The sequence below is a fragment of the Caballeronia sp. GAWG1-5s-s genome (genome assembly GCF_023631445.1).
Lineage (GTDB): Bacteria > Pseudomonadota > Gammaproteobacteria > Burkholderiales > Burkholderiaceae > Caballeronia.
In genome coordinates this window covers 13,217-38,854 of the sequence record NZ_JALQDC010000041.1, presented here as the reverse complement: position 1 = coordinate 38,854, position 25,638 = coordinate 13,217, and the positions used below count along the sequence as shown (strand labels likewise).

Sequence of the window (25,638 nt, the reverse complement as noted above, 5' to 3'; positions counted from 1 at the left end):
CTCACTCAGCGGCTCTGACATTAGCTACGCGCCTCGGTGCCCTTCAAGTCGCTGTGCTTGTGCGAGTGGGTAGCGCCGTACTTCAGTTCATAGTGGGCACCCTTGCCGCTGCGCGTCGGAGGAAAGTGCTCGCCTTCGACACACGTGACTTCGAACGTATCCTTCCCATCTTCATGGACCACGGAGTAAATGCCCGACACCTTGACGATTTCACCGGGCTTATACGAATTGTCGCCTGCCATCGCTGCCTCCTCAGTAAAGAATAACGATGGACGAGCAAGAGGTGTTCCGAGGGATGCACGTATCGCCCGCTTGCGGCGATTTATGCTGCTAGCCGGTGCTCGTAGTACGGTCGGTCGCGATCTTCCAGAATCGCATCAAGCGCGGCAAGATTGGAGGCTTGGGGATTCAGCCAAGCGTCCACGTTCTCCTGCTTGATCGGCACGATGCAGCGGTCGTGACCGGCGGCTTCGACTTCAGCAGGCGGCTCGTCCGTAATCGCAGCAAACGACAAAAGATCCGGCTGACCCGGCGCCGTCCACTTCGACCACAGGCAGGCGACCATCAGCAGTTGGCCGTTATCGGGTCGAAACTCCAGGACGACGTTCTCGCCCGGCGCCTGCGGTCCGTCGTGCTTCTCAAACAAGGTGTTCTCACACTTCGCGCGCGTGACGTTCTCATAGAAGACGTCGACCAGCAGCAAGCCGTGCGTGTAGCCGAAGCACGGCTTCCAGAACTTGTCGAGACTGTCGCGCCGCGCGTTGTACGTGCCCGGGTACTTGATGTCATAGTTCGCGGGCTTACCTGCAATGCGACACTGGTAGCGCATCGGCTTGACCACGTACTGCCCATCTTCGACCACGAGGACGGGCGCGTAGTAGCCGGGGAAGATGCGTGAATCACGCGGCTCTTGCTCAATGCGGTTGATATCTGCCAGGCGACGCAACGCAGCTTCGATCTTGTCGGTCGCGATGCGCTTGCTCTCGGTTGCTGCCTTAGTGGTCTTCGTCTGCAATGTGCGCTCCGCATCTGCGAGTCGGGTGCGCTGCTTGAAGACCTCCTGCTCCAGCTTCGTCGTCTGTTCCGTGTTGTACCGGTCGATGAACGCCTTGATCTGACGCTCGTCGTCGGTCGCGGGCTCACGGAACGCATCTTCCACCGCTTTAGGAATTCTGGCCTTGCTGCCCTCCGCGCGCTCCCAGAAGAGGCGCGCGAACTCGCGGATGTCCATCTGTGCGCCGAACATCTTCACATAGCGACGATAGTCGGCCTGGATCTGCGCGGAGTAGCACATGCGGGAAGTTCCTCGTTCAATGTTCGCGGTATTGGTTCAGGCCGGCCGGCCCTTCACAGAGCCTCTTTGCACAACGCCAGCATCTTCTTGATGACGGTGCAGGAATAGTTGAGTTGCATGTCGCCCGTGAAGAGCGCCTGGACATTCGACTGCCGCACCGCAATGCCGGCGCCTTTTAGGTCTCGCCTCGCGATCTTGAGCGCCAATTGTCCGAGACGCACACGTTCAAGCCAGTCCATGTGAAGCTGATTGCGTCGAAGCCAGATTCGGCAACTTTCCACCACGTGGTCGACTCGCCACTCGTGCGTCAGCGAATACGAGGCCGCGACAGTTGCGACTAGAAAGCACAGCAGTTCCGCCCTAGCTTCCGATACTTCGTGGTTATCCGGTTCAGACATACGTCGAGTCTCTCATCCTTTAATTCATTGTGGTCCACATCGGACGCACCCGTCGTCACCAGCAACTGCGGACACATGCGCCGGAATCAACGGGGGTCGCTCGCTTCCACCGGCGGGCACGGCCCGGGACTCTGTCGGGGATACCACACCGACGATGCGCGGCCCCTCACCGCAATGAGCTAGAGGATAGCCACCCTGCCGTCTCGCGGCCACAAAAAGGGCGCAATGCCATGTTGCCGTTTTCGATGTAAAGTACTGTACATCCATACAGTACTTATGCAAAATGGCCGCCCTGCCCAAACACGTCGAGTCCATCCACCCCGCGCTGTGGCGCGGCTCGCAGCTCGCGCGCGCCTACGGAAAAACCGTCGACACCGGCTACGCAGCTTTGTCGGCGGAACTTCCCGGCGGCGGCTGGCCACTCGGTGCGCTCGTGGAGCTGTTAGTCCAGCAACCCGGGATCGGCGAAATGCGCTTGATGCGCCCGGCACTCACCCGTCTGAGTCAGCGGCCTGTCGTGCTGCTGCAGGCGCCCCATGTGCCCAATGCGCTGGCGTTCTCTTATCTCGGTGTGCCGGTGGACAAGCTGATGTGGCTGCGTGCGTCGAAGGCCGCCGACGCCTTGTGGTGCGCCGAGCGCGTATTGCAGGCCGGCACCTGCGGCGCGCTGCTCCTCTGGCAACAGCACATCCGCTCGGAGGCACTGCGACGCTTGCATCTGGTGGCCCAAGCGACCGAGACGTTGCTGGTCCTGGTGCGACCGCTTGCCAGCGCCCAGGACGCGTCACCGGCGACGCTACGTCTCGGTGTGAGGCCGGCAGAGGGCGGGATCGCGGTCGACATCATTAAACGACGCGGTCCCGCCCAGACTGAGCAACTGTCCGTCACCCTACAACCGTCGCCGATCCTGCTGAGTTCCTATGGCCGTGTTCGTCGCCATTCACTTGCCCCGGCTTTCGCTGGAGGTATTTCGACCGAGGTGGTCGCCTCCGTCTGAGCACGGGCGCGTGGTGCTCGAGCGCGACAAGGTCATCGTGCTCGATGCGGTAGCCAGAGACGCGGGTGTGCGAGTCGGGATGAAGCGTGGCGGAGTTGTGACGCTCGCGCCTGATGCGCTCATGTTTGACCGCAGCGCGGAACGCGAGCAAGACATGCAGCGCGACGTTGCGATTGCGCTGCTGCGCTTCTCGCCGCAGGTGGCCGTGTGCGAAGAAGAGACCATCGTCGTGGAAGTCACCGCGAGCCTGCGCCTCTTTGGCGGCATCCTGCGTGTATGCAAGGAAATCCGGGAAGTCGTCAGTGCGATTGGCGTGACGGCGGGTATGAGCGTCGCCCCCACGGGACGCGGCGCCTGGCTGCTTGCCAAGGCCGGCCGCCGGCGCGTGCTGAAGGTGCAGTCGCTCGAACGTCAGCTAGGCGGCTTGCCCTTCATGGTCGTGCCGGAGCTGCGCCGCTTCGCCGACTGGTTCAACGGGCTCGGCTGCCGTGTGCTGAGCGATATCCAACGCCTGCCTCGAGCAGGTCTGAAGAAGAGGTGTGGCGTGGACCTACTCGATTCCCTTGACCGGGCCTATGGGCTGGCTCCCGAACTACACGAGTGGCTTGAATTGCCACCGACTTTCAGCGCGCGCGTCGAGTTGCCCGACCGCGTCGAGCACGCCGAAGCCATCCTTTTCTCGGCGCGGCGGCTCGTCGTGCAATTGTGCGGGTGGCTCGCCGCCCAGCAACTCGCGCTCACGCACGCGACCGTCACGCTGGAGCACGAGCGCGGACGACAGGCCATCGAGCCGACGCTCATCGATCTTGCGCTGGCCGAGCCAACCTGGCACGAAGAGCATCTGGTTCGTCTTCTTAAGGAACGGCTCGGACGCACGGAATTGCAAGCCGCGGTCATCGCCGTGCGCCTGACTGCCGCCGACGTGCAGGCGGCCGAGCCGCCCAGCGATACGCTCTTTCCGGAGCCCGGCGGATCGGCGCAGGACCATAACCGGCTGCTTGAACTATTGGCCGCCCGCCTGGGCGCCGAGAACGTCTTGCGGCCAGCGCCTGCGCCTGACCATCGTCCCGAGCACGCCAACCAGTGGGTGCCGGTCCAGAACGGTTCGAAGAACGGGCCGAATGGCCGCCCCAAAACCGTGTCCGCGCCCGATGATCTTCCGCGACCGACCTGGCTGCTGCATGTGCCCCTGCGCTTGATGGTCAAGAACCATCGCCCGTTCTATGGCTCGCCGCTCAAGCTCGTTTCGACCGGCGAGCGGATCGAAGCCGGCTGGCATGACGGGGCGCTCGTCACGCGCGACTATTTCGTCGCCGAAGCAGACGATAAAAGCTGCTATTGGATCTACCGTGAGCGGCCGAGCGTCACGAGTGAAGAAACGCGCTGGTTTCTTCACGGGCTCTTTGGATAAGCGGATAAGCAGGTGGCATTGTGGACTTTCCCTCGTCGGCCCTGCCCGACTACGCTGAGCTTTTCGCGTTCACCAACTTCTCGTTTCTGCATGGCGCCTCGCACGGTGAAGAGCTCGTGCTGCGTGCGTCACAACTCGGATACGCGGGACTGGCCGTCACCGACGAGTGCTCGGTCGCGGGCGTCGTGCGCGCGCATGTGCAGGCCAAGGAAGAGAAGCTCCCGCTGATCATCGGCTCGTACTTTCGCCTGGTTCATGCAAGTCATGGCGCAGAGAAGCGGCCCGCCTTCGGTCTCATCCTGCTCGCACAGAACCGCGAGGGCTACGGCAACCTGTGCGAGTTGATTACGCTGGCCCGCATGCGGGCGGCCAAAGGCAGCTATCTCCTTACGCCCGACGATCTCGCGCGGCCTGACCCGGAGTACGCGCATTTGAAAGGCATGCCCGACTGCCTGGCGATTCTGGTGCCGGACTTTCCGGCGAAGGAAGAAGCGCTCGCCGCGCAACTCGATTGGTTGCGCCAGACGTTCCCCGCTCGTGCGTGGGTCGGGCTTACGCTGCATCAGCGCGCGATGGATGACATCCATCGCGGCGTAGTCGAATACGTCGCCTCGCGCAGCGACGTGCCTGTCGTGGCCACCGGCAATGTCGTGATGCACGTGCGCTCACGAAAGCCCCTGCAGGACACGATGACCGCCATCCGCCTGGGCAAGCCTGTCTCCGAATGCGGCTACGAGCTCGCGCCCAACGCGGAGCAGCATCTGCGTTCGCGGTTGCGGCTTGCCAATCTCTACCCGCCGCACGCGCTCGCCGAGACCTTGAAGGTACTGGCGCGCTGTACCTTCTCGCTGGATGAATTGCGTTACGAGTATCCGGACGAGCTGGTTCCCGAGGGCTACACACATGAGGCGTATCTCCGGCAAGAGACCTACATTGGCGCGCACCGCCGTTTCCCTGCCGGCATTCCGCACAATGTGCAGCAGCAAGTCGAGCACGAACTGCAACTGATCCGGGAGATGCGCTACGAGGCGTACTTCCTGACCGTCTATGACATCGTGCGCTTTGCCCGCAGCCAGCACATCCTTTGTCAGGGGCGCGGGTCGGCGGCGAACAGCGCGGTCTGTTATTGCCTGGGCGTCACGGAGGTGGATCCCTCGCGCGGCAACATGCTGTTTGAGCGCTTCATCAGCAAGGAGCGCGGCGAGCCGCCCGATATCGACGTCGACTTCGAGCATCAGCGGCGGGAAGAGGTCATCCAGTACATCTACCGCAAGTACGGGCGGGACCGCGCAGCCATTGCAGCGGCGGTGTCGACCTACCGTCCGCGAGGCGCGCTGCGAGAGACGGGCAAGGCGCTCGGCATCGATCCCCAGATCGTCGACAAGGTCGCCAAGAGCCACCAGTGGTTCGATCACTCGCAAGACCTGCTGCGTCGCTTCGAAGAATCCGGGCTCGATCCGGCCAATCCGCTCATCGCCATGTGGGCGAATCTTGCCGCGCAGATACTGAATTTTCCGCGACATCTATCGCAGCACTCGGGCGGCTTTGTGATTAGCCGTGGCAAGCTCACGCGTCTTGTGCCGGTCGAAAACGCGGCGATGCCGGATCGGAGCGCCATTCAGTGGGACAAGGACGATCTCGAAGCACTGGGATTGTTGAAGATCGACGTGCTCGCGCTCGGCATGTTGTCGGCGATTCGACGCACGCTCGATATCGTCTCGGAGCAACGCGGCGAGCGCTTCGAGATGCAGGACATTCCGGCGGAGGACGCGGCCACCTACGAGATGATTTGTCGTGCGGACACGGTCGGCGTCTTCCAGATCGAGTCGCGTGCGCAGATGAGCATGCTGCCGCGCATGCAGCCAAGAGAGTTCTACGATCTCGTGATCGAGGTGGCCATCGTGCGCCCGGGGCCGATTCAAGGCGGCGCCGTCCATCCTTACCTGCGGCGACGGCAGAAGCTCGAGCCGGTCACGTATCCAAGCGAGGCGCTGGAAACTGCATTGGGACGCACGCTCGGCGTGCCGATCTTCCAGGAACAGGTGATGCAGGTCGCGATTCTCGCAGCCGGCTTCACGCCGGGCGAAGCCGACCAGTTGCGGCGCGCGATGGCAGCCTGGAAGCGCAAGGGCGGCCTGCAGCAGTATTACGACCGCATCGTCAACGGCATGCAGCAGCGCGGCTACGACAAAGCCTTTGCCGAAGCCATCTTCGAGCAAATCAAGGGCTTCGGCGAATATGGCTTTCCGGAAAGTCATGCGGCGAGCTTCGCTCTGCTCGTCTATGCGAGCAGCTGGCTAAAATGTCACGAGCCGGCCGCCTTTCTGGCCGCGATGCTCAACTCGCAGCCGATGGGCTTTTATTCGCCCTCTCAGCTCGTGCAGGATGCGCGTCGTCACGGAGTCGAGATGGCGCCGATCGACGTCAACATCAGCGGGTGGGACTCGGTGCTCGAAAAGCGCCCCGGTCGGCAGAAGCCTGTCGTGAGGCTTGGGTTGTCGTTGCTTAAGGGCATGCGAGAAGGCGCGGCCGAGCGAATCGAAACGGCCAGAGCGGTGAAGCCGTTCGAAAGCGTGAGCGACCTCGCGCGACGCGCACAACTCGACCGCCGCGACCTGCAGGTCCTTGCCGCGGCCAATGCTTTGCAGTCGCTTGCAGGCAATCGTCGGGAAGCACTATGGCAGTCGGCTGCCGCGGTGCCCGACCAGGACATGCTCGCCGATACGCGCGTCGACGATGAAACGCCGACGCTGGGGGCACCGTCGGAAGCGCAAGACATCGTGAGCGACTACAACTCCGCAGGCCTGACGCTCGGGCGTCATCCGTTGTCGCTGCTGCGGCCGGTGCTGCTCGAACAGCGGCTCGTGCCGGCGTCGACGCTACGTACCTACCGGAACGGGCGTCTTGCGCGAGGATGCGGGCTCGTGACCGTCCGGCAGCGGCCCGGCACCGCGAAGGGCGTCATGTTCGTGACGCTGGAAGATGAGACGGGCAACATCAACGTCATTGTGTGGCCCTCCCTGCTTGAAAAGCAGCGGCGTGAAGCGTTGGGCGCGTCATTGCTCGCGGTGTATGGCACATGGCAATGCGAGGGTGAAGTCCGCCACCTGGTCGCACAGCGACTTGTCGACATGTCGCATCTTCTTGGTGGACTGACGGCGGTTAGCAAGAACTTCTGCTAAGGCGTAGGTCTTCGCGCGTGCGCGACCGGCGCTTGGCGACCCATTGTCGCCCATCGACCCGGTGGGACGTCTACGGCGGCTAGAGATTACAGCGGTCATCTAAAAATTCGCCCGCGACGCCGCCGGGCACGTCAAACACCGCGATCTCGACGTCTTCTTCTGGTCGCGCACTAATGGCGAAGCGATCCTTGGATGGATGGCGGCGGAGACGATTAGTTGCATAGCGCTGGGAAAAAAACGATCAAGTCGGAATCGGCTTCGCCGACTTCCCTTGGGATACAGCAACGGTGCGAACCGGTAATGCATTGGCGCGACGACGGACCGTCACCGTCCTCCACCATCCTGACCCAGAACATCACTGAACGACAGCATTCTGCGTTGACCAATGGGTGAAATTGACCGGCCCGTTGGCGCCTCTCAGCCATCAACACTAGGCGCGTCCGCATCTGACGAAAGGGCTCAATAATTTTGCGATCGGCGTTTGATCACCCAATTTCTACGAACGTCATCAGCATCGAACAATAACGATGCCTGTGTGTGTCGGCCGCTCCGCACATCATCACGATCCTGTTTTTGCCGCTCGCGCTTTGTTTGCAATAGCGGATCGGCCTCGGCGGCCGTCATTGCATGGTCTTCGTTTTTCATCGTTTGTTGCTCGGCTCAGTAGTCCCCTGATCGCCGTTTGAGAACGAAAGTTCTTCGCGCCTCTTCGGGATCGAAGGTCATCGATTCCGGCGTCCGGCGTCCGGCCCGCACATCATCACGATTCTGGTTCTGCCTTGCCCGCTTCGCCTGCATCAAAGGACATTTCTCGGCCTCTTCTGCCTCGGCATCTGTCATCGATCGGCCTTCGTCTCCCGTCATCGTTCGTTGCCTCGATCAAAAGTCGTCCGTGCGCCGCGTCAAAACAAGCGTGCGAGCGATCTCGGGCGCGATGAGAAACATCGATTCGGGCGTGCATTGCCCGCTTTCCACCAGTTCGCGGCTGCGCTTCTGCCGCGCCCGCTTTGCCTGCGTTAACGGGCATTTCGCAGTCTCTTCACTCATGATCCGCTCATCTTCCGTCATAGCTGCCTCACATCGATTCCATCGATAACCTGCCGAATTGCGCGGATGCGCCGGCTGAACAGCGCATCGTCAATGATGGCTTGGTCGCGTATTGAGTCGCGACTAGCTAGCTCGCCGTCGATCAGGCAAGACGCCAATTCGACCAAGACAGGTAATGCGCGTACTGGCGCGAACTTCCTGTGAACTTCGGCCGGAAACTTGGCTTCCTCGCCTGGCATCGCGGTCTTTGCAAGCAGCAGCGCGGTGGCCGTTGCGATCGTCGCCGCATATACCTGAAGCGAACCAGATAGGAACCGCGACACTTCGTCTAACTCCGTGCAAAGCGCTTGGTGCCGACCGCTAGCGCGGATCTCGTTGAGAACGGCTGTCGCTGATGAGAGTTCTTCATCGAGCGGCCTGAACGCGACGCCATCAAGGGCTTCGCGCGTTTCGTCAGCGACCTCTTCGGCGCAATCCCCGAAGTCGCGATCATCTGCCGCTACGGCCGCTTCAAAGCGCTCTTTGAATTCCGCGCTCCGCATGTATTCAATCATCTTGGCGAAGTCCATCGCTCTCTCCTTGCCCCGTTGATACAAGGATACGCGCCGCGCAGACGTGGCGAAAGCACGATTTCGCGCGGCGTGCGTCAACCGTCGCGATGTCGGGGAGGTGGGGCGAAGAATGTCGAGCCTGCAGCGCCTCTCATGGTCTAGCTGGGTCCCGCCATGAGAGCCTTGGTCGATTTCGAATTGCTCACAGCCGGACGCCCTCACGATCGATGTTTCGGAGCAAAGCGGGATTCGAATAGTTCTCGGGGTGCTCCCACTCATCGACCCAGATTGGCAGCGGAGAAATGCGGATGCCGGTATCCAGCATTACATCCAAAGCAACGTCCGCCATATCGAGCTTCGTCTCTAGAAAGCGCTGATGTTCTCCTCGCAACAGCACCGCAACGTCCGCGTCGCTACCAGGACGATGCGTGCCGCGAGCACCGCTTCTAAAAAGATTGCACCAGCCGCATCGTAACGGTCAGCGATGAACGCCATAAATTGGCGAACAGACCGCCCATTCGGTATCTGCATCAATCCGGGCCATGTAGGTCAATCCGGCATCGCGTATCGATTTGCTCGCACATCGTGCAGTGCGTGATGCCGGCCGCCATGCTCGCGAAAGTACATTTCGGCGCGTTCCGGGCGCAGCGCTTTGCCGATGTGACAGGCCAACCAGCCAGCCGGCACGTCGCCGACTGCATAGTCGAAGCACAGCATGCGCTCTTGCTCGCCGTCGAACAGCGCTAGCTAGGCGAGCAGATCGGCGCGCAACCCATCGCGCGTGAAGACCCGACCCGGATGCTGCCCGAGTTGCGGTATCACTGCCTCGCGCACGAACGCAGTACAGGTCGAATCGTCGTAGTCGGAGCGCTCTCCATAGAATTCCCGGCCATCCTCGGCAACGAGCGCAATCGAAATCAGATCGCAGTCGATGAAATCAGTGAACTCGGTATCAACGAAAAGACGCATGAGCGGACCTCCCTTTATCTGTGTCTACCATCACGCCCTCCCGGGCGCATATTTTCAACGGTTGGCGCGGGAAGCTCCCGTTCAGCCAGTCGTGCCAATCCCACGCATACGCGCATTCGCCTTCACCGTCGATCGCGGGGCAGGCCGAGCCGCGCAGCGCCGCGCGAAACGCTGCCTCCCACGGCGGCGGAATGTCAGCCATACGGACGTAATACGCGCGGCCCGCGCGCTCGATTACGGGTACCGCAGACAGCGCCGCGCGCCGTTCGTCCTGAAGCATGTCACCTTCCTCCAAACCAGAGCGGTCAGTTAAAGATTGAGCTTACGTGTGGAGGTGATGTACACGGCTTGTTCGAATACTGCATCTGGCAGGGGAGACATGCCATCCTCTTCGGGTCTATCGTGCTCGCCACCGCCGCAATCAACCGGCGCCGCCGGTTCTCATCGTCTACGGCGACTGCGCCGCCCTTCGACTCCTCACCACCGGCCAAAACGATCGTCAACGACCGGTCAAAACAATTGTCCAGATGGCCATTGGGCCACCGCGTAGGACGGGATCCGGGTGTGCACGAATCGCTGCCAGCGCGCTACCGGCGTCGTAGAACGACTCTAAGCTAGTTGTTAATTCGCCTTTGAGCGTACGCCGCCACTGGAGCATCTGTAAGGCGGGGTAGATGTCGCCAGCGACCATGACGAAGAACGAGCGCAAGGACTCAGCCTCTCCCAATAGCGGAAGCCGCTCTAACGTCGAAAGTTCGTGGTCAACAAGTTCCGCCCAGGGCTGCGGCAGGCCTCCCGGCGCAAACTGCGTTTCGCGAAACTCGCGGTTGTACACGCATTCGCTTTCATCCCATCGAGACGAACCGTCGTAATGATCGTGGAATCTCGAAATAATGCGCATCGGGTCCTTCCTTTTTCGCTGCACCGGGTGCTGAGCTTACTAGGCGATAGGGACAAAGAGCGTCGCTTTCGCGCTCACTGCTTACTTTTTCGTGGGTCGGGTACTGCCGGCTACGGCAAAGTGACGGCCAGGCACGCAGAGCTATACCACGCAGTCGGCACACCGCCTAATAGCCCATGAAGTCCAGCGACAAGCGCCATATCGTCTCGACGGCGGGCATCTTGCGCCGGTCGACGATTTTTGCTCGACCACACTCCACTGCTTCCCGAAGGATTTCCACCACCTCCGCCGTCTTTTTTCCCAGCAATCACTGCAGCTCGCGGATCTGCTTCATGCGCCCAGTAAGAACGCGTACGGTCTTGTCCGAGAGTTGGACGCGGGAGATCTGCGTATGCAGTTTGATCCTATGTTTAAGCCCAGTAATAACGTGGAGCGTCTAGAGGGTTTTGACCAACCAGAGAAGCGCCGCTGGCGTTCTGTCGAAAAAATACCGGCGATAGGCATTGCATGCAGTCCGGGAATTTCCCTTCACGACCCGTTGCCGTCATCTGCCCAACGCCGGTCGATGTCTGCAAGGCGACCCACAGCGGACGTCCGTAGGCCGCGTGACTAGCGTATCAAGGCTTGTGATCGTTGCCCGGCTGATCTGTTTAACCGCGATCCAGGAGCGACGCGAGTTGTGGCAAGTCGGAGGCGATAAGGTCGATGTATGGCTCCGGCAAGGTGTCGACCTCCGTCCCTGGACCGTTCTCAAAGGGACGCGGAACGAATGCTGTGAGCAGGCCGCTCCGCTTGGCCGCCATCAGATCCCACTTGTGGGCAGACACCAGCATGATCTCGCCCGGCACAAAGCCGAGATACTCGGACGCGAGCTGGTAGACACGCAGATAAGGCTTGAACGCGTGCACCAATTCGCCGGTGAGGATCGCGTCAAAGGGCAGTCCTTCGCGTTTGACGAGGTTGATCATTCCCGCCATCGACGCATTGGTCAGCGTTGCAACGACGAAGGCCTTGCGCAGCGCTGTCAGTCCTGGCTGCGAATCGCTCCACGGTGTCATCGCTGCCCAGACGTCGAGCAAGCGGGTCTTGTCCTCGTGGGAAAGCGCATTGCCGCCTCGATAGCGCGAAAGCAACGCAGGCAACACGCCGGCATACACGGCGCGGTTGGGCTGCCATGCCTTGCGCCCCGCGGCGATCTCGACGATAACGTCGTGTGCCGCAGCGCTCCACCGTCCCGGAAAAGTTAACCAGTCCTGAAGCCGCGGCTCCACAGCGGGAAGCCGGGCCAGTTCATGCAACATCGGATCGTAGAAGTTGAAGACGGTGCCTTGCATATCGAAGACAAGGGCCTTGGGTCGAATGGTGTCGTGTGCAGTTGTCATTTCAGTTCCTGACGGCGAGGGTGACAGCCCGTGAGCGAGTGAGGCGGCAGAAACGAGCGGCAGCGATGCGAGGATCTGCACGAAACGTCGTCGTCCGGGCTGCAGTACATGAGGTTTCGAGAGATTCATAATGTTTCTCGTTGCATAGTCCGGTGTCGTCGATTTGGTCTGACGCTCAGCACCGCGCTAGTGCGTCTCGTGCAGGCATGGCCGCTGTACGCTCCGACCATCGATATGTCGCGACGACGACGAGCCCGACCGCCGCCAGAGCCACGCCGGCGTACACCGTCGTGAGGACGTTGACGCCTGCCAGCGTCAGTCCGCCGATGAATGACCCGCCAGAGATGCCGAGGTTAAACGCAGCGACGTTGAGCCCCGCCGCCGTACCGACCGCGTCCGGCGCCACGCGCCGAGACACGAGCACGACAGTAGCCTGCATCACGGGAGGAACGGCGAAGGCGAACGCGCCCCAGACGAACAGGTTGACCAACACCAGCACCGGCTGGTGTGCGGTGAGCCAGAGGGCAGCAACAGATGCCGCGATGCCGGCCAGCGCGATGTTCATGCTGACCTTCGGGCCATATCGGTCGGACAGACGCCCTCCGCCGATCGTCCCCACTACAGAGCCAAGTCCGAATACCATCAGCCCGAGGGTTACGCCTTCGCTTGTGGACCTCGTGGTATGAATTAATAGCGGCGACAAGTAAGTGAACACCGCGAACGTCGCCCCCATGCCCAGCGCAGCGATCGCGTAGAGCGGCATCAATGCCCGGCTCCTCAGCAAAGCGAGCTGCGAGAGAACCGTCCCGGCGCTGCGCTGGACCGCAAACGCGGGCAAAAGCCGCCAAAGACCGATGGTCGCCAGCGCGCCCATGGCAGCCACCACCAGGAACGGCAGCCGCCAGCTCATCAGATCGCCGAGCCACGTTCCGCCAGGGACGCCGGTCACCATCGCGACCGTCAGGCCGCTGACCATGATCGCCACAGCTCTGCCTGACTTATCGGGCGGCACCAGCGCCATGGCAACGGTTGTACCGAGGCCGAAGAACACGCCGTGCGCGACCGCCATCACGATCCGGATCGCGAGCAGCGCTGGGAAGTCTGTCGAAAGTCCGGCCGCCAGATTGCACAGCGTAAAGAACGCCATCAGCGCAAGCAGCAATGCGCGGCGCGGCAAGCGCGCAGTCATGGCCGAGACCACAGGCGTGCCGACCGTAATGGCCAGTGCGTAGAAACTCACCAACAAACCGGCTGTCGACACCGAGATGCCGAACGCTCTTCCGATGTCGGGCAACAAGCCGACGATGACGAATTCCGTCGTTCCGATTGCGAACGCGGCGAATGCGAGAGAAAACACGGCTGCGGGCATGATGAACTCCTCGATGAAGGCTTTGGGCTGGCTTCGCGGTGACTGGCACGCGAACGGGTCAGAATCCCTCTCTGGCCCGCCGGCGCTTAGCCACCGCAGCGCCACGCTTCAGAAGTCCTGAACGGTGGGACGAATCACGATTTCGTTGACGTCGACCGAACCGGGCTGCTCGATTGCGTAAGCGATGGCTTGCGCGATCGCGTCGGCGGGAATCGCCATCTTGTAGAAGTCGACGACAAAATTGCGGCTGTCGTCGTGGCCCGAACCGAACTTCAGTTCTGTGTCGATCGCACCCGGCGATATGACGGTCGTGCGGATGTTGCCGCCCACTTCGTGACGCAGACCCTCAGAAATCGCGCGCACCGCGAACTTCGTTCCCGAATAAACCGTGCCTCCGGGGCTGAAGACCTTCAGGCCCACGACCGACGCGATATTGACGAAATGGCCCGACTGCTGTTTTTCGAAAACCGGCAGCGCCGCAGCAACTCCGTACAGGAGGCCCTTAATGTTGATGTCGATCATCCGGTCCCACTCGTCGGTCTTGCGCAGCGACAGGGGCGCGATCGCCATCAGGCCAGCGTTATTCACCATGACGTCGAGGCGGCCATGTTGCGATACGACGTCGCTGATCAGGCGGTTGACCTGCTCCTGATCCGTCACGTCCACCTGGTGGATCGAGACTCGCCCGCCTTTCGCCAGGATTTCCGCGGCAACGCGTTGCAGCCTGTCGATGCGCCGAGCGGCCAGCGCGACAGTGGCGCCTTTGGAGGCAAGAAGTTTGGCGGTGGCTTCACCGATTCCGCTGGAAGCACCCGTAACGACGACGACTTTGTTTGCCATGATTTCTCTCCAGGAAGTTGAACTGCTTGAAGAGAAGTCTCGTCCTGGTCAGCATTTTTTATTAGACTGAAATATGTGGAATGTCTTTTCCATGGCTGCAAAAATCCCCACGACGCCATCCATGACCGCACTCGCCGACCTCAACGACATCGCCGTTTTCGTGCGCGTAGCGCAGTTCGAGAGCTTCAGCCGGGCCGCGCGGGCACTCGGCATGCCTGTCTCAACCGTTAGCCGCAAGGTGACCGCGCTCGAAGAACGGCTTGGCGTCACGTTGTTGCAACGCACGACGCGCAGGCTCAGCCTGACGTCACAGGGTCGCGCCTACTTCGATCAATGCAGCGAGCCGCTAGGTCATCTGTATGACGCCGAGCGCGTGATCACCCAGGCGCAGAAGAAACCGGAGGGCGTGCTACGCATCTCCGGTCCTGTGATGCTCGAACAGGAACCGTTTTATGCCTTCCTGTCGGCATTTTTAAATAACTATCCGCAGATCCGGGTGGACCTGTACTTCACGAATGCGTTCATCGATCTGATTGCCGAAAACGTCGACGTTGCTATCCGTTTTGGTGAATTGCAGGACTCAAGCCTCGTCGCACAGCGCGTGGGACGAAGCGTGCGGCACCTCGTCGCGTCGTCCGACTATGGGCGTAACCATGTCCTCCCCTCGAGGCCCGACGAGCTGAGCCAGCATCCCTGCGTGCTGATCAACGCCCGCAACAACGAAACGGAATGGCAGCTGATCAGCGGGCGAAAAGCGGCGAAGGTGCACGTAAGCGGCCCCGTCGCCGCGCGCGACTTTCACATCGTCCATGCATTCGCCCTCCGCGGGCACGGCATTGCGCTGCTTCCGTCGAGCTATTGCGACCCGCATATTGCCAGCGGAGAACTGGTGCGGGTGCTGCCTGACTGGGCGTCGCCGGATCTATCCGTGCATGCTGTCTATCCGACGCGGCGCTTCATGCCGTCAAAACTCAAGGCGTTCCTTGATGCACTCAAAGCATGGGACGGGCCGCTTTGGCTGCCGTTGCGGTGAAGGGCTTTAGTACTAACGCCAGCCGAGCGCCGGAGCGACGTGGGTGAGGATCGATTCGATCACGTGTGCGCAGTACTCCACGCCGAGCTGGTTCGGCACGGTCAACAGTAGCGTGTCGGCTTCCGCAATCGCCTCGTCGGCTGCGAGTTGCCTGACGAGCGCGTCCGGCTCTGCCACATAACTACGGCCGAAGATCGTCCTGATGTTGCCGTCCAGCAGTCCGATCGTGTCGTCGCTATTCGCGGCACGTCCAAAGTACCTGCGGTCGCGATCGTTCACCACCGCGAAGATGCTGCGACTCACCGACACGCGCGGTTCGCGCGCGTGGCCGGCTTCCTTCCACGCCTGCCGGTAAGCACGAATCTGCTCCGCCTGCTGGACATGGAGCGGACGGCCCGACTCGTCGTTCTTCAGTGTCGAGCATTGCAGGTTCATGCCCATCCCGGCCGCCCATACCGCGGTGGCATCCGATCCCGAGCCCCACCAGATGCGATCGCGCAATCCTTCGGAATGGGGCTCGACGCGTAGCAGGCCCGGCGGGTTGGCAAACATCGGGCGGGGATTTGGCTCAGCGAAACCTTCGCCACGCAGCACCTCGTAAAACACTTCGGTGTGCCGACGTGCCAGATCAACGTGCGTCTCACCCTCTTCCGGCGCATAGCCGAAATAGCGCCAGCCGTCGACCACCTGTTCGCCCGAGCCGCGGCTGATGCCGAGTTGCAGGCGTCCACCGGCGATGAGGTCGGCTGCGCCCGCATCTTCTGCCATGTACAGCGGGTTCTCATACCTCATGTCGATGACGGCTGTACCGATTTCGATTCGACTGGTTCTCGCCCCCACAGCCGCCAGCAACGGAAACGGTGACGCGAGCTGGCGCGCGAAATGGTGCACGCGAAAATATGCGCCATCCGCGCCGAGTTGCTCGGCGGTGATCGCGAGGTCGATGGATTGGAGCAGGACGTCGGACGCCGAACGCGTAAGCGAGTGCGACGAAGCAGACCAGTGGCCAAACGATAGAAAGCCGATTTTCTTCATGTCAGTGTTGCGCAAGCCCGAAAGGAAATGACCGCATCGTGTGAATTGGTCAGACGGCGCTTGCATGCGCGCGGTCTGCCCGTTCGTTCCTTGCGGCTCAGGCCGGGAAGTCGGTGGATGCGGAAAGCGCCTTCCAAGTTTCCGTTTCCGCCGTCACATATGCATTCTTTTCCGCTACTGCCTTAAGCGTGTCCGTGCCGAGCGGCAAACGCATAGGCGGCGTCTCTGCGTCGACGAGCCTGACCATCGCGGTTGCCAGTTTTGCGGGATCGCCTGGCTGATTATCATTGATCTCGCCTGCGAGTTGCCGCAGTTTGCCCGACGTCTCTTCATAGTCGCCAATGATCGTACTGCCGACGGCTAGCGACGACGCATCCAGAAAGTCCGTGCGGAAGAACCCGGGCTCGATCATGGTTGCGTGAATGCCAAGCGGCTTGAGTTCGGCATGCAGCGCTTCGGTGATGCCTTCCACAGCGAATTTAGTCGAACTGTAGACGCCGACGCCTGCCGCCGCCTGATAACCGACGATGGACGACGTGTTGATCACATGCCCCGAACGCTGCTTGCGCATCACCGGCAACACGGCGCGTGTCACGTTGAGCAACCCGAGCACGTTCGTCTCGTAGATGCGGCGAACTTCAGCATCGCTCGATTCCTCGACGGCCGCGAGCAGCCCGAAGCCCGCGTTATTGACCAGTACGTCGATGCGGCCGAACTTATCGACCGCGGCTTCGACCGCCGCCTTCGCCTGTGCCTCGTTTGTCACGTCGAGCGCAAAGGTGAGCAGCGCGGGCGACTCTCCAAGCCGCTCGGCGATCGCGGCGGCGTTGCGGCCGGTGGCGACGACAGCATTACCGTCGTCGAGAGCGGCTTGCGCGATGAGCGAGCCCAGACCGCGCGACGCGCCGGTGATGAACCACACGCGTTTGAACTGCTGGTTCGTGACGTTGTTCATGACTTTTCTCCGTGATTCGTGATGGATATGAAACGAAATTCATTGGAGAGAAATATCGGCGTCACGGGGAGGTTTGATTAGACCGGTATGAATGGAATGACTTTTCCGCGTGTGGAAAAATTGCGCGCACGAAGGGACACGCGTGATGCGTCTTCCCAGACGCAGGCTGCGCGAATGTCGACTAAAGTGGTGTGACACGTTCACCCGAAATAGGTGTCCGGTATGGAGGTCACAACGGCTGTGCAGCACACCGCAGCGGTTGTCGCTTCATGGCCGGTTGCCGAAATTCGAAGTTTCAGCGTCGTTCGTCTGCGGCGACCCTCGCCCGAACTGCCGGACCTGACCCGATGTGATCGGCCCACGCCGACCCGTTTCTGCACGTCGAAGCGGCGCGGTGCGATGCCCGTCACGGAGCGTAACGGCCCTTAGGACCGCTTGCATGGAGGAGCATTGATGCACACGAAAGCTAACTCTAACGCTTAATGGGCGCGCAGCCGAAACAAGAACCGCGGCGGTTTGGCTCCGCCTGAACGTATATGTCTACGATTGCATTGCCGCATCGCCCGGCTTCTTCAGGGGAGGTCGAAGTGCCTCAAACGGTGACGCTTCCCCGTGTGGGCCAGCGTGTGCGTGTAACGCCCGCGCGTGGACATGCTCTGCTTCGCGCCACATCAACGACTCGTGCCTCGCCCATCGCGGATGGCGCCGCATAAACGCACGAGGGTCAACACGCTCGCGGCCAGACTCTCGTAAAGGATAAGGGCGTCTCGAGCGTCGGCGCCTGTCTTGCGAATGGCGTCCAGGCGATGGTGCTGTTCGCCCATCAGTTCGACGCCACGGCGGATAGCGCGAGCGCAGCCATTCGCGTTCGCGTTCGCCGCAGGCCGCGCTGCCCGTTTCGTTGCGGCGGCGACCTCGTCGTCGATACTGAAAATATTCGGTTTCTCGCCGTTCAGCCGATCGAGCAGTTCAACGAGGCCGGCCGGGTCGACGGGCTTGCGCCGCCCAGCCGCGTCCGGTAGTCCACCATGAGCTGCTGCTGTGCTTCGAGCTGGCGCGGCCAGCTTCGTGAGGTCCGCCCGGAGCGAGTCGCGAGCCTCGCGTACCTGGAGCAGCTCGGCTGCCCGCGCATCGGCTGCCGAGTGCGCTGCGTCGCGCTCGGCCTCGGCGCGCGCCCGCTCGGTGAGCGCACGATTGAGGGCGGACTGCAGCGCCTCGCCATGTGCCTGCTGATCGCGTGCGAGCCTGGTCGTGGCCGTCGCTTCTGCGACGAGCCGCGCGTTGTCCCGGTTCAGCTGTGTGATCTCGTTCTGCCGGACGATGGCCGTCTGGTTCGCCTGGCGTAGCTCAGCCTGCACCTGCTGGACCTGCTGCTCATGTCGGTGCGCTTCCTGTTCGCGCTGCTCGCGCGCGGCCGTACGGAAGTGCTCAAGGGAATCGCGCATGCACGAGCTTGGCCTCAAGCGACAGGCGGAAGCCTTCCTGCTCGGCAAGGCGCTCGGTCTGGTCGCGTACCTGCTGGGTGAGCCGCTCGACGTCCCGGTCGCGCTGATGCAGCGCCACGCGAGTCCCGGCGTGCGCCTCCTGCTCCGCCGATAGGGCGGCGATCGCGCCAGAGAGTTGCTCCCGCACCGTGGCCAGCTCAACGCCGAGCCTTGCGATTTCGGACTGCGCCTGCTGGCGCTGCGCGGCCGCAGCGGCGGCCTGCTGGTCGACGAGGGCGTCTGCTTCTTCATGCAGGCGGGCCGCGAGCCGGGCCACCAGATCCTGGATCGCGTCCGAGAGCGACCCGGCGCGTGTGAGTGACGCGCCCTCATCTTCCTCCAGTTCCTTCAGGTACCGGTGGATCGTGGTTTTCGAGCCCGTGTTGCCAAGCGCGATACGTATCGCGTCGATCGATGTGTGCTGCCCCTGCGCGAGCAACGCCTCGCGGGCGCGCTTTACGTCCATGGGCGTAAGACCGGTGCGTGCGGGCCATCTGCTTCCTCGCTCGAATATCGTACTGTATTACCTACCATGTACGTACGTATCACTGCACGCGGTCAAGAGCGGCCTGATGTGGGCATTACTGGCCTGCGATAAAGGAGGATCATCCAGTGTGATGGTCCGAATCCGGCTTGTCCGCCGCACAACCGGTACGAAATATGGAAATTGACGATATCCGGGGGATTGCTGGTCAAATTGGGATGTCGCAACCCGGAGCGTGGACCACAAGCGTTTTGATGTGTATAATTCAATTGGTTTATACACATTTACAAGGCGCGCCATGCGTACCAATATCGAGATCGACGACCGGTTGATGGCCGAAGCGCTTGCCGCAACGGGCATCCGGACCAAACGTGAAGCGGTCGAGCTTGGCTTGAAAACGATCATCCGGCTCAAGCAGCAGGAGCAGATGCGCCAGTTCCGCGGCAAATTACCGTGGGAAGGCGACCTGGATGCCATGAGGCGCGACCAGTGATACTCGTCGATTCGAGCGTGTGGATCGACTACTTCCGGGGGCTGGCTTCACCCCAAGCCAGCCGACTGGATGCCCTGCTGGGCCGGGAGGTGCTGGTCACCGGCGACCTGATCGTCGCCGAGGTGCTACAGGGATTTGCCGCCGAGTCGGCGTTCAATACTGCCCGGCAGCTGATGACGACGCGATTCGATGTCGTCTCGCTGGTGGGGCCGGATAACGCCATTCAGGCGGCCCGCAATTACCGCATCTTGCGAGCGCAGGGCGTAACGGTCCGCAAAACCATCGATACGCTGATCGCGACGTGGTGCATTGAAAACGGTGCGCCGCTGCTCTTCAGCGACCGGGATTTCGATCCGTTCGTCGAGCATCTTGGTCTTCAGTCTGCAATGCGCGACGACTAACGTGCCGGTGACAGCAAACAGCAAGAAACGATACGGAATACGAATTCACCACCGGTTTCAGGCCAACTGGAGCTGGATATCTTCTCCGGGCGTGCGGACCTGATAGCCCATTGCCCGGTAGCCGCGCTGGCGTTTCTCCCACATGCGCTGCAACACCGGATGGCCGCCATCCACATAATCGATCACCCGTACGCCGGTCTTGCCCGCATGCTCGCGGTGCAGCCGGCCGGCGTACTGCTGCAGCGTGCCCCTCCACGCAACCGGCATGGCCAGCACCAGCGTGTCCAGCGCCGGATGGTCGAAGCCTTCACCTACGAGCCTGCCAGTCGCCAGCACCACGCGGGGCGTGTCACCGGCCAGCGCGTCAAGGGCAGCCAGCTGTGCCACCCGCGCTTTCCGGCCGAGGCGACCGTGCAGCACGAACAGCGGTTGTACCGTGTCTTGCAGCATCTGCTGCAGGCTTTCGACATGGTCCGTCCGTTCGGTGAGTACCAGCACGTTCCGCCCTTGCCCGTACTGTTCACGTACAGCCGCCGCGATCATCTGCGTGCGCGGGGTGTCCTGCGCGAGCTGAGCGAACACCGCCTGGATTGGCGCGTCGGCCGCGACGTCCACTGCGGAGGTGAGCCTTTGCGGGAAGACCTCAAGCACCTGCGGCGCGCCAGCGGGCGATTTCGCCGCATGCCGGATCGGTCCACACAGCATGAACATCACCGGTTGCTGGCTGTCGCGCCGCACCGGCGTCGCCGTCAGGCCGAGCACGTAGCGTGCATTGACGCCCTTTAGCACGGCCTCGAAGGAATCCGCGGAGATGTGATGGCATTCATCGACGATGACATGGCCGTAACGCCGCAACAGCTCGCCGCGAGCACCATCGGGTGCCACGGATTGCAGCATCGCGACATCGATCCGGCCCGTCGCCTTCGACTTGCCGCCGCCGATCGTGCCGATCTCGCGCGCGTCGAGTGCGAGAAACGACTGCAGGCGCTCGCGCCACTGGTCAAGCAGCTCCCGGCGGTGCACAAGCACGAGCGTGTTGACGCCTCGCTGCGCGATCATCGCGGCCGCCGTCACGGTCTTGCCGAACGCCGTCGGCGCATGCAGGATGCCGGTGTCGTGTCGCAGCAGGTCGGTGACGGCCGCTTGCTGGTCATCGCGCAACGTGCCGGCAAACGGAACTGCAAGCGGCTGGCCGGTGCAGCGCTCGTCGCGGACGTCGCAGGCGATGTCGTTGTCGCGCAGTAGCATCATGACGTCGTCAAGGCATCCGCGCGGCAATGCAATGTGGCGCGGGCAGTTCTCGGCGCGCCCAACGATGCGTGGCTTGTCCCATACGCTGAAGCCGCGCGCCTGGGCCCGGTAGAACTCCGGATTCTGGAAGGCGGCCAGCCGGATGAGCCGGTTGAGCAGCGCCTGCGGAAGCTGCGCCTTTTCAAGATAAAGCTGGTTCGCGAGCGTCAGCGTGAGCGACGCCGGCATCGTTCCGGCCAGCCGCTTCAGCTGCGGGGGTGCTGGCTTCCACGGTTCGGCCTGGTCCTCTTCGGCGATGAACGCGACGTCTAGCGGGTGCGCACCGCCCGTGGCGCGAAAGATCACCCCCTCGATGTCGCGGCTGTCCATGGTTTGCACGGACGCGAGATACGACCACTGATCAGCGTACGGCTGAAAGCCGTCATCGACAAACACGCTCCAACCATGCTCGCGCGGGTGCTTCTGCAGCGGCAGGGCAATGAGGTTACCGAAGCCGCCTTTGGGCAGCACATCCTGGTTCGGGAAGAGCCGGTCATAGGACGTCAGTTCGAGCTGACGGGTCCGGGTACAGGTGTGGCTGATGATGGCTGAGCCCATCCGTCGCGCGTCACGTGCAGCAACGGCCGACGAGAAGAAGATCCACGCGTGAGCGCCGTTGCCTGAACGCGAGATTTCGAGCGATACGGGCACGTCCATCTCGAGGCAGGATTGCCGGAATGCCTGCGCATCTTCACGCCAGCCTTCCTCGTCGAAGTCGACAAGCGAGCAGGTAGCAGGTGCCGTCCGGCATTAGTGGATAGATGCCCACTGTGCGATCGCCGGCCAGGTGCGTATAGACGACCTGGTCGTCCAGCGTCAGCAGTACACGATGCCCGCAGTCGGCACACCGGATGCGGGGCTTTTCGCAGATCCCGGCGCGCCATTCGTTGGCGCACGCCGGCGCGTAGCCGGATTTTCCGGAATTGCGGCTTTCCCAGCGTAGCGGATAGACATCCGTGCGGCCGCGAAACAGCCGCCGGAAGAGCTGTACCTTCTGCTCGGGCGAAAGTACGAGGGCGCCCGTGTTTCGCACTGCTGGCGATGGTTCGTTCCGGGTCACCCGCACGGGCTTTGCCTGCGCCTGCAGCGTTGCCGGCAGCAAGGCGGTGAGCCGCGCGATTTCGGCCTGCAGGCGGGTGAGCTCCGCGAGCAGCTCCTCGCGCGTGAAGTTTTCCCAGTCTGCCTGTAACACCCTTCCTTCGTTCATTGCTTCACCGGCCGAAACCCTGGCTCTCATTGAGCACGCCAGCTGGCGCACACGTTCGTTGTTGCATATCATCGTCTCCGATACAGATCACCTGATTTTACCCACGAGCCATGTCTGCCATCGATCGCTACGTCGAAGCCGCGACGCGCGAAAACACAGCCCGGCGCAGTTACCAGTCGGCACTCCGGCATTTCGAGGTCGAATGGGGCGGCTTTCTGCCAGCGAGCGCTGACATGATCGCGCGGTACCTTGCCGATCACGCAGAATCCCTGTCTATCAATACCCTGCGCTCGCGGCTTGCAGCGCTCGCGCAATGGCATCAGACGCAGGGTTTTCCGGATCCGACGAAGGCACCGCACGTGCGCAAGGTCCTCAGAGGCATCGTCGCGCTGCATCCCGCAACCGAGAAGCGGGCGAAACCCATGCAGCTCGCGCAGCTCGAAAAGCTCACGGCCTGGGTCGATCAGCAGATCGCCAGGGAAGCCGACGGGCGCGAGCGCCTCGCGTGCATTCGCAACCGGGCGCTGGTGCTGCTGGGTTTCTGGCGCGGTTTTCGCTCGGACGAACTCAGCCGGCTGCGAATCGAGCACGTAGCCGTCGAGGCGGGCCGCGGCATGACGTTGTACCTGGCGCGCACGAAAGGGGACCGCGCGCAGTTGGGCACGACCTTCAAGGCCCCGGCACTTTCACGCCTGTGTCCGGTGGCTGGCGGCCTGCGAGGCGTGGATTGCGGTGTCCGGCCTGACGGAAGGCCCCGTGTTCCGGAGCATAGACCGCAGGGGAAACATCAGCGACGAGGGACTGCATGCGGGCAGCTTCGTGCCGCTGTTGCGTGCGCTTTTCCAGGCGGCAAGCCTGGCCGCGCCGGACAGCTACAGCAGCCATTTGCTACGGCGGGGCTTCGCAACGTGGGCCAACTCGAACGGCTGGGATCTGAAGATGCTGATGCAGTACGTTGGCTGGAACGACGTGCGTTCCGCGATGCGCTACATCGATGCCGCCGATCCGTTCGCGCAACACCGCATCGAATCGGCACTCGCGGCACCAGGTACGACCGTGCAGGAGCTACCCGTCATTGCATTGCGTGCGCCCTAACCGCTGGATCGAGGCGTCACTCCACATCCGGTGACGGATACGTACCGGGGGAGATTCGCTGCAGGCATTCTCGGCGCGCTGTGTCAGTTCTGGGCGATTCCTCCGGCGTTCCTCGGCGGCGTGGCGGCAGCGGCGGGCATCGCACTGATCAATTCGGTCGGCAATCTTGCAGGCTTCGTCAGTCCGTATCTGGTCGGCTGGATCAAGGACATGACGCACAGCACCGATGTGGGTCTGTACTGCGTGGCAGCGTCGTTGATCGCTGCAGCGGCCGTCGTTCTGACGATGCCGAGAAAGGTTGTGAATCGCTGACGCCAACGTCAATCGCTTCCATCTCACTGAGATGCCCCCGACTCTCACCCGGGGGCATCTCGTCTTTTTAGGCGAAGGCCGCATAGTGCGGATGCCTTCGGCCACATCGCCGTCACGTTGCCGCATTTCGCTAGAGAAGGCATCTGTTCAGATACCGGGAGGCTCGATGCCGCCCTGTGCTGTGGCGGTAAGAACGCTCAACAGAGCGGCTTGCGAAGGCAGCGGTAGTTGGGGGGCTGCAAGTACGCCCCGCACTCAGTGTAAAGGCCCGTTTTCCGCGGTTTAGGACGTCTCTTGTGGTCGGGCTGCGTCAGTCCTCGCTTCGAACTAATGGCTGGACAGCGGCCAGAGGGATTGAGCTCCCGGAAGCGGCCAGTCGGCGGTGCGTACTCCCGACCCGCAAGTGACGCTCACGTCTGCAGGCCATCAACGGCCACTTGCGAGAAGGAGCGGACCTTTAAGTTTCACTCGACAAGCGCTTCGGATCGTCAGTTCTTAGCGCCGATTCTATCCATATCCGCGCTCGACCGGCGCCATCGTGCCGCTCGACCTGACATCTTGCCTCGAACTACTGCTTTGCTGCGCACGATCCGGTTTTCGTGTCGGCATCGCCGATTCCGCGAACAGGTCAAGCTATAGCTGCGATCCCGCATCACCGGGGCCCGGCATTGGACTGACCCTTCACTCAGGGCGCGTGACGCGATCCCGTAGCGGCCAGATCGTTCACGTGCCCCGATCCTCCAGTTCCCGACGATGCCATGCGACGTTGGCAAGCGGGCGGTGCCCGACGCAATATGCGGTCAGTAGTACGATTGGAAGCAACAAGTTGGGGCGTTCTCGCAATGAAAATGAGTATAACTACCCGCAGCGTCCGGATGAGCTAGCCTCATCTCCGTCCTTCGTAGTCTCCGCGGGTGCCTTCTAAACTGATCTGCGGCGCCAGCAGGCATGGTGAGCCGCACGGCGTGCCGTTCCCGGATGGCATCGAGCTGGGCACCTGCTCGCGGCTAAGCACCCCTCTGACGAGGCGACCGTCGCGCTCGACCACAATCTGCACATCGAGTATCGCTCCCGCCTGCGGCGCTCCCGGAAACTCGATATGCATGGAGCCCGTGCAGTCGGCATTCACCTGATACGTGCCGGTCTGGCCTGTTGCAAAACCGGCGGAATTGACCGCGCCGGGCCGCGCCATGCCGGTGTTCATCAGGAAGTCTCGACGGGTGAACGACCCTGTGCCATCGAACGTCTGTACGGCTACACCGTCGATCAGCTGCGGACTCGCGTAAGGATAGATCGTTCCGCCAACGATGATGCCGATGAGTGAACCGTGAGCGGCGAAGGCGTAGGTGCCTCGCAGGGTAGCGTTCGAGCACTGATGTTCATCGGCATGTGCGGTGCCACCGAAAAGCAACAAAGCGCCCGCCAAGGCGGTGCAACCACTCCAGAATTGGTGTTTCATCTGAGTCCCCTTTGTCGTCGCCATTCCTCGATAATGCGGCGGCTGCGGG

General features: G+C 62.1%; 30 protein-coding genes and 2 pseudogenes. 8 read left to right on the top strand and 24 right to left on the bottom strand.

The window, feature by feature from the left end:
* Positions 1-20: 20 nt before the first annotated feature.
* The 3 genes from NCR34_RS26540 to NCR34_RS28285 form a co-directional block, all read right to left on the bottom strand.
* The gene (locus NCR34_RS26540; protein WP_206466678.1) at positions 21-242 is read right to left on the bottom strand and encodes a hypothetical protein; all 222 of its coding nucleotides are present in this window, start codon (positions 240-242) and stop codon (positions 21-23) included.
* 80 nt (positions 243-322) lie between these two features.
* The gene (locus NCR34_RS26535) at positions 323-1,294 is read right to left on the bottom strand and encodes an SOS response-associated peptidase family protein (RefSeq protein ID WP_248324120.1); all 972 of its coding nucleotides are present in this window, start codon (positions 1,292-1,294) and stop codon (positions 323-325) included.
* A gap of 53 nt (positions 1,295-1,347) precedes the next feature.
* A complete protein-coding gene (locus NCR34_RS28285; RefSeq protein WP_350029463.1) occupies positions 1,348-1,692 on the bottom strand; it encodes a hypothetical protein in 345 nt (114 codons plus the stop codon).
* 283 nt (positions 1,693-1,975) lie between these two features.
* Here NCR34_RS28285 and imuA point away from each other — a divergent pair, with 283 nt between their 5' ends.
* Genes imuA through NCR34_RS26515 form a run of 3 tightly spaced genes read left to right on the top strand, consistent with a single transcriptional unit; the run spans position 1,976 to position 7,282 of the window.
* A complete protein-coding gene (gene imuA / locus NCR34_RS26525; protein WP_248324118.1) occupies positions 1,976-2,689 on the top strand; it encodes a translesion DNA synthesis-associated protein ImuA in 714 nt (237 codons plus the stop codon).
* Positions 2,613-4,100: a Y-family DNA polymerase gene (locus NCR34_RS26520; protein ID WP_248324117.1), complete on the top strand. Its 1,488-nt coding sequence runs from the start codon at positions 2,613-2,615 to the stop codon at positions 4,098-4,100. Before imuA ends, NCR34_RS26520 begins: the two co-directional genes overlap by 77 nt.
* Positions 4,101-4,120: 20 nt before the next feature.
* Entirely contained in the window at positions 4,121-7,282 is a 3,162-nt protein-coding gene (locus NCR34_RS26515; RefSeq protein ID WP_250501285.1) for an error-prone DNA polymerase, read from the top strand.
* 459 nt (positions 7,283-7,741) lie between these two features.
* Here NCR34_RS26515 and NCR34_RS26510 read toward each other — a convergent pair whose 3' ends face one another.
* The 12 genes from NCR34_RS26510 to NCR34_RS26455 form a co-directional block, all read right to left on the bottom strand.
* Positions 7,742-7,927 carry a hypothetical protein gene (locus tag NCR34_RS26510; RefSeq protein WP_248324115.1) on the bottom strand — a complete coding sequence of 62 codons (186 nt, stop codon included), beginning with the start codon at positions 7,925-7,927 and terminating at the stop codon, positions 7,742-7,744.
* 15 nt (positions 7,928-7,942) lie between these two features.
* Positions 7,943-8,146 carry a hypothetical protein gene (locus NCR34_RS26505; protein ID WP_248324114.1) on the bottom strand — a complete coding sequence of 68 codons (204 nt, stop codon included), beginning with the start codon at positions 8,144-8,146 and terminating at the stop codon, positions 7,943-7,945.
* Between the two features lie 15 nt (positions 8,147-8,161).
* Positions 8,162-8,350, bottom strand: a complete 189-nt coding sequence (locus tag NCR34_RS26500; RefSeq protein ID WP_248324113.1) for a hypothetical protein — start codon at positions 8,348-8,350, stop codon at positions 8,162-8,164.
* Complete coding sequence (locus tag NCR34_RS26495; RefSeq protein WP_248324112.1) at positions 8,347-8,898, bottom strand: hypothetical protein; 552 nt, start codon at positions 8,896-8,898, stop codon at positions 8,347-8,349. Before NCR34_RS26495 ends, NCR34_RS26500 begins: the two co-directional genes overlap by 4 nt.
* Positions 8,899-9,082: 184 nt before the next feature.
* Positions 9,083-9,229 (bottom strand): nucleotidyltransferase, encoded by a 147-nt coding sequence (locus NCR34_RS28280; RefSeq protein ID WP_350029462.1) that lies wholly within the window; start codon positions 9,227-9,229, stop codon positions 9,083-9,085.
* A 200-nt stretch (positions 9,230-9,429) separates the two neighbouring features.
* Positions 9,430-9,597: a hypothetical protein gene (locus tag NCR34_RS26485; RefSeq protein WP_250501284.1), complete on the bottom strand. Its 168-nt coding sequence runs from the start codon at positions 9,595-9,597 to the stop codon at positions 9,430-9,432.
* Positions 9,598-9,627: 30 nt separating this feature from the next.
* Positions 9,628-9,849 carry a 3'-5' exoribonuclease gene (locus NCR34_RS26480; protein WP_248324111.1) on the bottom strand — a complete coding sequence of 74 codons (222 nt, stop codon included), beginning with the start codon at positions 9,847-9,849 and terminating at the stop codon, positions 9,628-9,630.
* Positions 9,833-10,129: a hypothetical protein gene (locus NCR34_RS26475; protein ID WP_248324110.1), complete on the bottom strand. Its 297-nt coding sequence runs from the start codon at positions 10,127-10,129 to the stop codon at positions 9,833-9,835. Before NCR34_RS26475 ends, NCR34_RS26480 begins: the two co-directional genes overlap by 17 nt.
* A 219-nt stretch (positions 10,130-10,348) precedes the next feature.
* The gene (locus tag NCR34_RS26470) at positions 10,349-10,750 is read right to left on the bottom strand and encodes a hypothetical protein (protein ID WP_248324109.1); all 402 of its coding nucleotides are present in this window, start codon (positions 10,748-10,750) and stop codon (positions 10,349-10,351) included.
* Positions 10,751-11,400: 650 nt separating this feature from the next.
* A complete protein-coding gene (locus NCR34_RS26465) occupies positions 11,401-12,261 on the bottom strand; it encodes an HAD-IA family hydrolase (RefSeq protein WP_250501283.1) in 861 nt (286 codons plus the stop codon).
* Between the two features lie 46 nt (positions 12,262-12,307).
* A complete protein-coding gene (locus NCR34_RS26460; protein ID WP_248324127.1) occupies positions 12,308-13,501 on the bottom strand; it encodes an MFS transporter in 1,194 nt (397 codons plus the stop codon).
* Positions 13,502-13,609: 108 nt separating this feature from the next.
* Positions 13,610-14,341, bottom strand: coding sequence for an SDR family oxidoreductase (locus NCR34_RS26455; RefSeq protein WP_248324126.1), 732 nt, complete (start codon positions 14,339-14,341; stop codon positions 13,610-13,612).
* A gap of 121 nt (positions 14,342-14,462) precedes the next feature.
* Between NCR34_RS26455 and NCR34_RS26450 the strand changes: the two genes are divergently transcribed.
* On the top strand, positions 14,463-15,374 hold the full coding sequence (locus NCR34_RS26450; protein ID WP_248324125.1) for a LysR family transcriptional regulator: 912 nt from the start codon (positions 14,463-14,465) through the stop codon (positions 15,372-15,374).
* Between the two features lie 12 nt (positions 15,375-15,386).
* Here NCR34_RS26450 and NCR34_RS26445 read toward each other — a convergent pair whose 3' ends face one another.
* From NCR34_RS26445 to NCR34_RS26430, 4 genes are all read right to left on the bottom strand, one after another.
* On the bottom strand, positions 15,387-16,409 hold the full coding sequence (locus NCR34_RS26445) for an LLM class flavin-dependent oxidoreductase (protein ID WP_248324124.1): 1,023 nt from the start codon (positions 16,407-16,409) through the stop codon (positions 15,387-15,389).
* A 97-nt stretch (positions 16,410-16,506) separates the two neighbouring features.
* A complete protein-coding gene (locus tag NCR34_RS26440; protein WP_248324123.1) occupies positions 16,507-17,364 on the bottom strand; it encodes an oxidoreductase in 858 nt (285 codons plus the stop codon).
* 671 nt (positions 17,365-18,035) lie between these two features.
* The gene (locus tag NCR34_RS26435) at positions 18,036-18,809 is read right to left on the bottom strand and encodes a hypothetical protein (RefSeq protein WP_248324105.1); all 774 of its coding nucleotides are present in this window, start codon (positions 18,807-18,809) and stop codon (positions 18,036-18,038) included.
* Positions 18,793-19,314, bottom strand: coding sequence for a DNA-binding protein (locus NCR34_RS26430; RefSeq protein ID WP_250501282.1), 522 nt, complete (start codon positions 19,312-19,314; stop codon positions 18,793-18,795). Before NCR34_RS26430 ends, NCR34_RS26435 begins: the two co-directional genes overlap by 17 nt.
* Positions 19,315-19,630: 316 nt before the next feature.
* Between NCR34_RS26430 and NCR34_RS26425 the strand changes: the two genes are divergently transcribed.
* Both NCR34_RS26425 and vapC read left to right on the top strand, forming a co-directional pair.
* Positions 19,631-19,825, top strand: coding sequence for a type II toxin-antitoxin system VapB family antitoxin (locus NCR34_RS26425; protein WP_248324103.1), 195 nt, complete (start codon positions 19,631-19,633; stop codon positions 19,823-19,825).
* Positions 19,786-20,226 carry a type II toxin-antitoxin system VapC family toxin gene (vapC, locus tag NCR34_RS26420; protein ID WP_350029461.1) on the top strand — a complete coding sequence of 147 codons (441 nt, stop codon included), beginning with the start codon at positions 19,786-19,788 and terminating at the stop codon, positions 20,224-20,226. The genes NCR34_RS26425 and vapC overlap by 40 nt, the downstream gene beginning before the upstream one ends.
* A 57-nt stretch (positions 20,227-20,283) precedes the next feature.
* On the opposite strand, the gene NCR34_RS28395 is transcribed toward vapC, so the two are convergent.
* The 4 genes and pseudogenes from NCR34_RS28395 to NCR34_RS26410 all read right to left on the bottom strand — a co-directional run bounded on the left by NCR34_RS28395 (position 20,284) and on the right by NCR34_RS26410 (position 23,313).
* Positions 20,284-20,769: a DEAD/DEAH box helicase gene (locus NCR34_RS28395; RefSeq protein ID WP_371747496.1), complete on the bottom strand. Its 486-nt coding sequence runs from the start codon at positions 20,767-20,769 to the stop codon at positions 20,284-20,286.
* A gap of 249 nt (positions 20,770-21,018) precedes the next feature.
* Positions 21,019-22,179: pseudogene (locus NCR34_RS28390) on the bottom strand (TOTE conflict system archaeo-eukaryotic primase domain-containing protein); the annotation flags it as partial.
* A gap of 28 nt (positions 22,180-22,207) precedes the next feature.
* On the bottom strand, positions 22,208-22,723 hold the full coding sequence (locus tag NCR34_RS28275; protein WP_350029459.1) for a TOTE conflict system archaeo-eukaryotic primase domain-containing protein: 516 nt from the start codon (positions 22,721-22,723) through the stop codon (positions 22,208-22,210).
* A 68-nt stretch (positions 22,724-22,791) separates the two neighbouring features.
* Entirely contained in the window at positions 22,792-23,313 is a 522-nt protein-coding gene (locus NCR34_RS26410; protein ID WP_248324101.1) for a hypothetical protein, read from the bottom strand.
* A 142-nt stretch (positions 23,314-23,455) separates the two neighbouring features.
* Here NCR34_RS26410 and NCR34_RS26405 point away from each other — a divergent pair, with 142 nt between their 5' ends.
* Both NCR34_RS26405 and NCR34_RS26400 read left to right on the top strand, forming a co-directional pair.
* Complete coding sequence (locus NCR34_RS26405) at positions 23,456-23,818, top strand: tyrosine-type recombinase/integrase (protein WP_248324100.1); 363 nt, start codon at positions 23,456-23,458, stop codon at positions 23,816-23,818.
* 63 nt (positions 23,819-23,881) lie between these two features.
* Positions 23,882-24,130: pseudogene (locus NCR34_RS26400) on the top strand (MFS transporter); the annotation flags it as partial.
* An 886-nt stretch (positions 24,131-25,016) separates the two neighbouring features.
* Here NCR34_RS26400 and NCR34_RS26395 read toward each other — a convergent pair.
* Positions 25,017-25,589, bottom strand: a complete 573-nt coding sequence (locus tag NCR34_RS26395) for a hypothetical protein (protein ID WP_248324099.1) — start codon at positions 25,587-25,589, stop codon at positions 25,017-25,019.
* Positions 25,590-25,638: the final 49 nt, after the last annotated feature.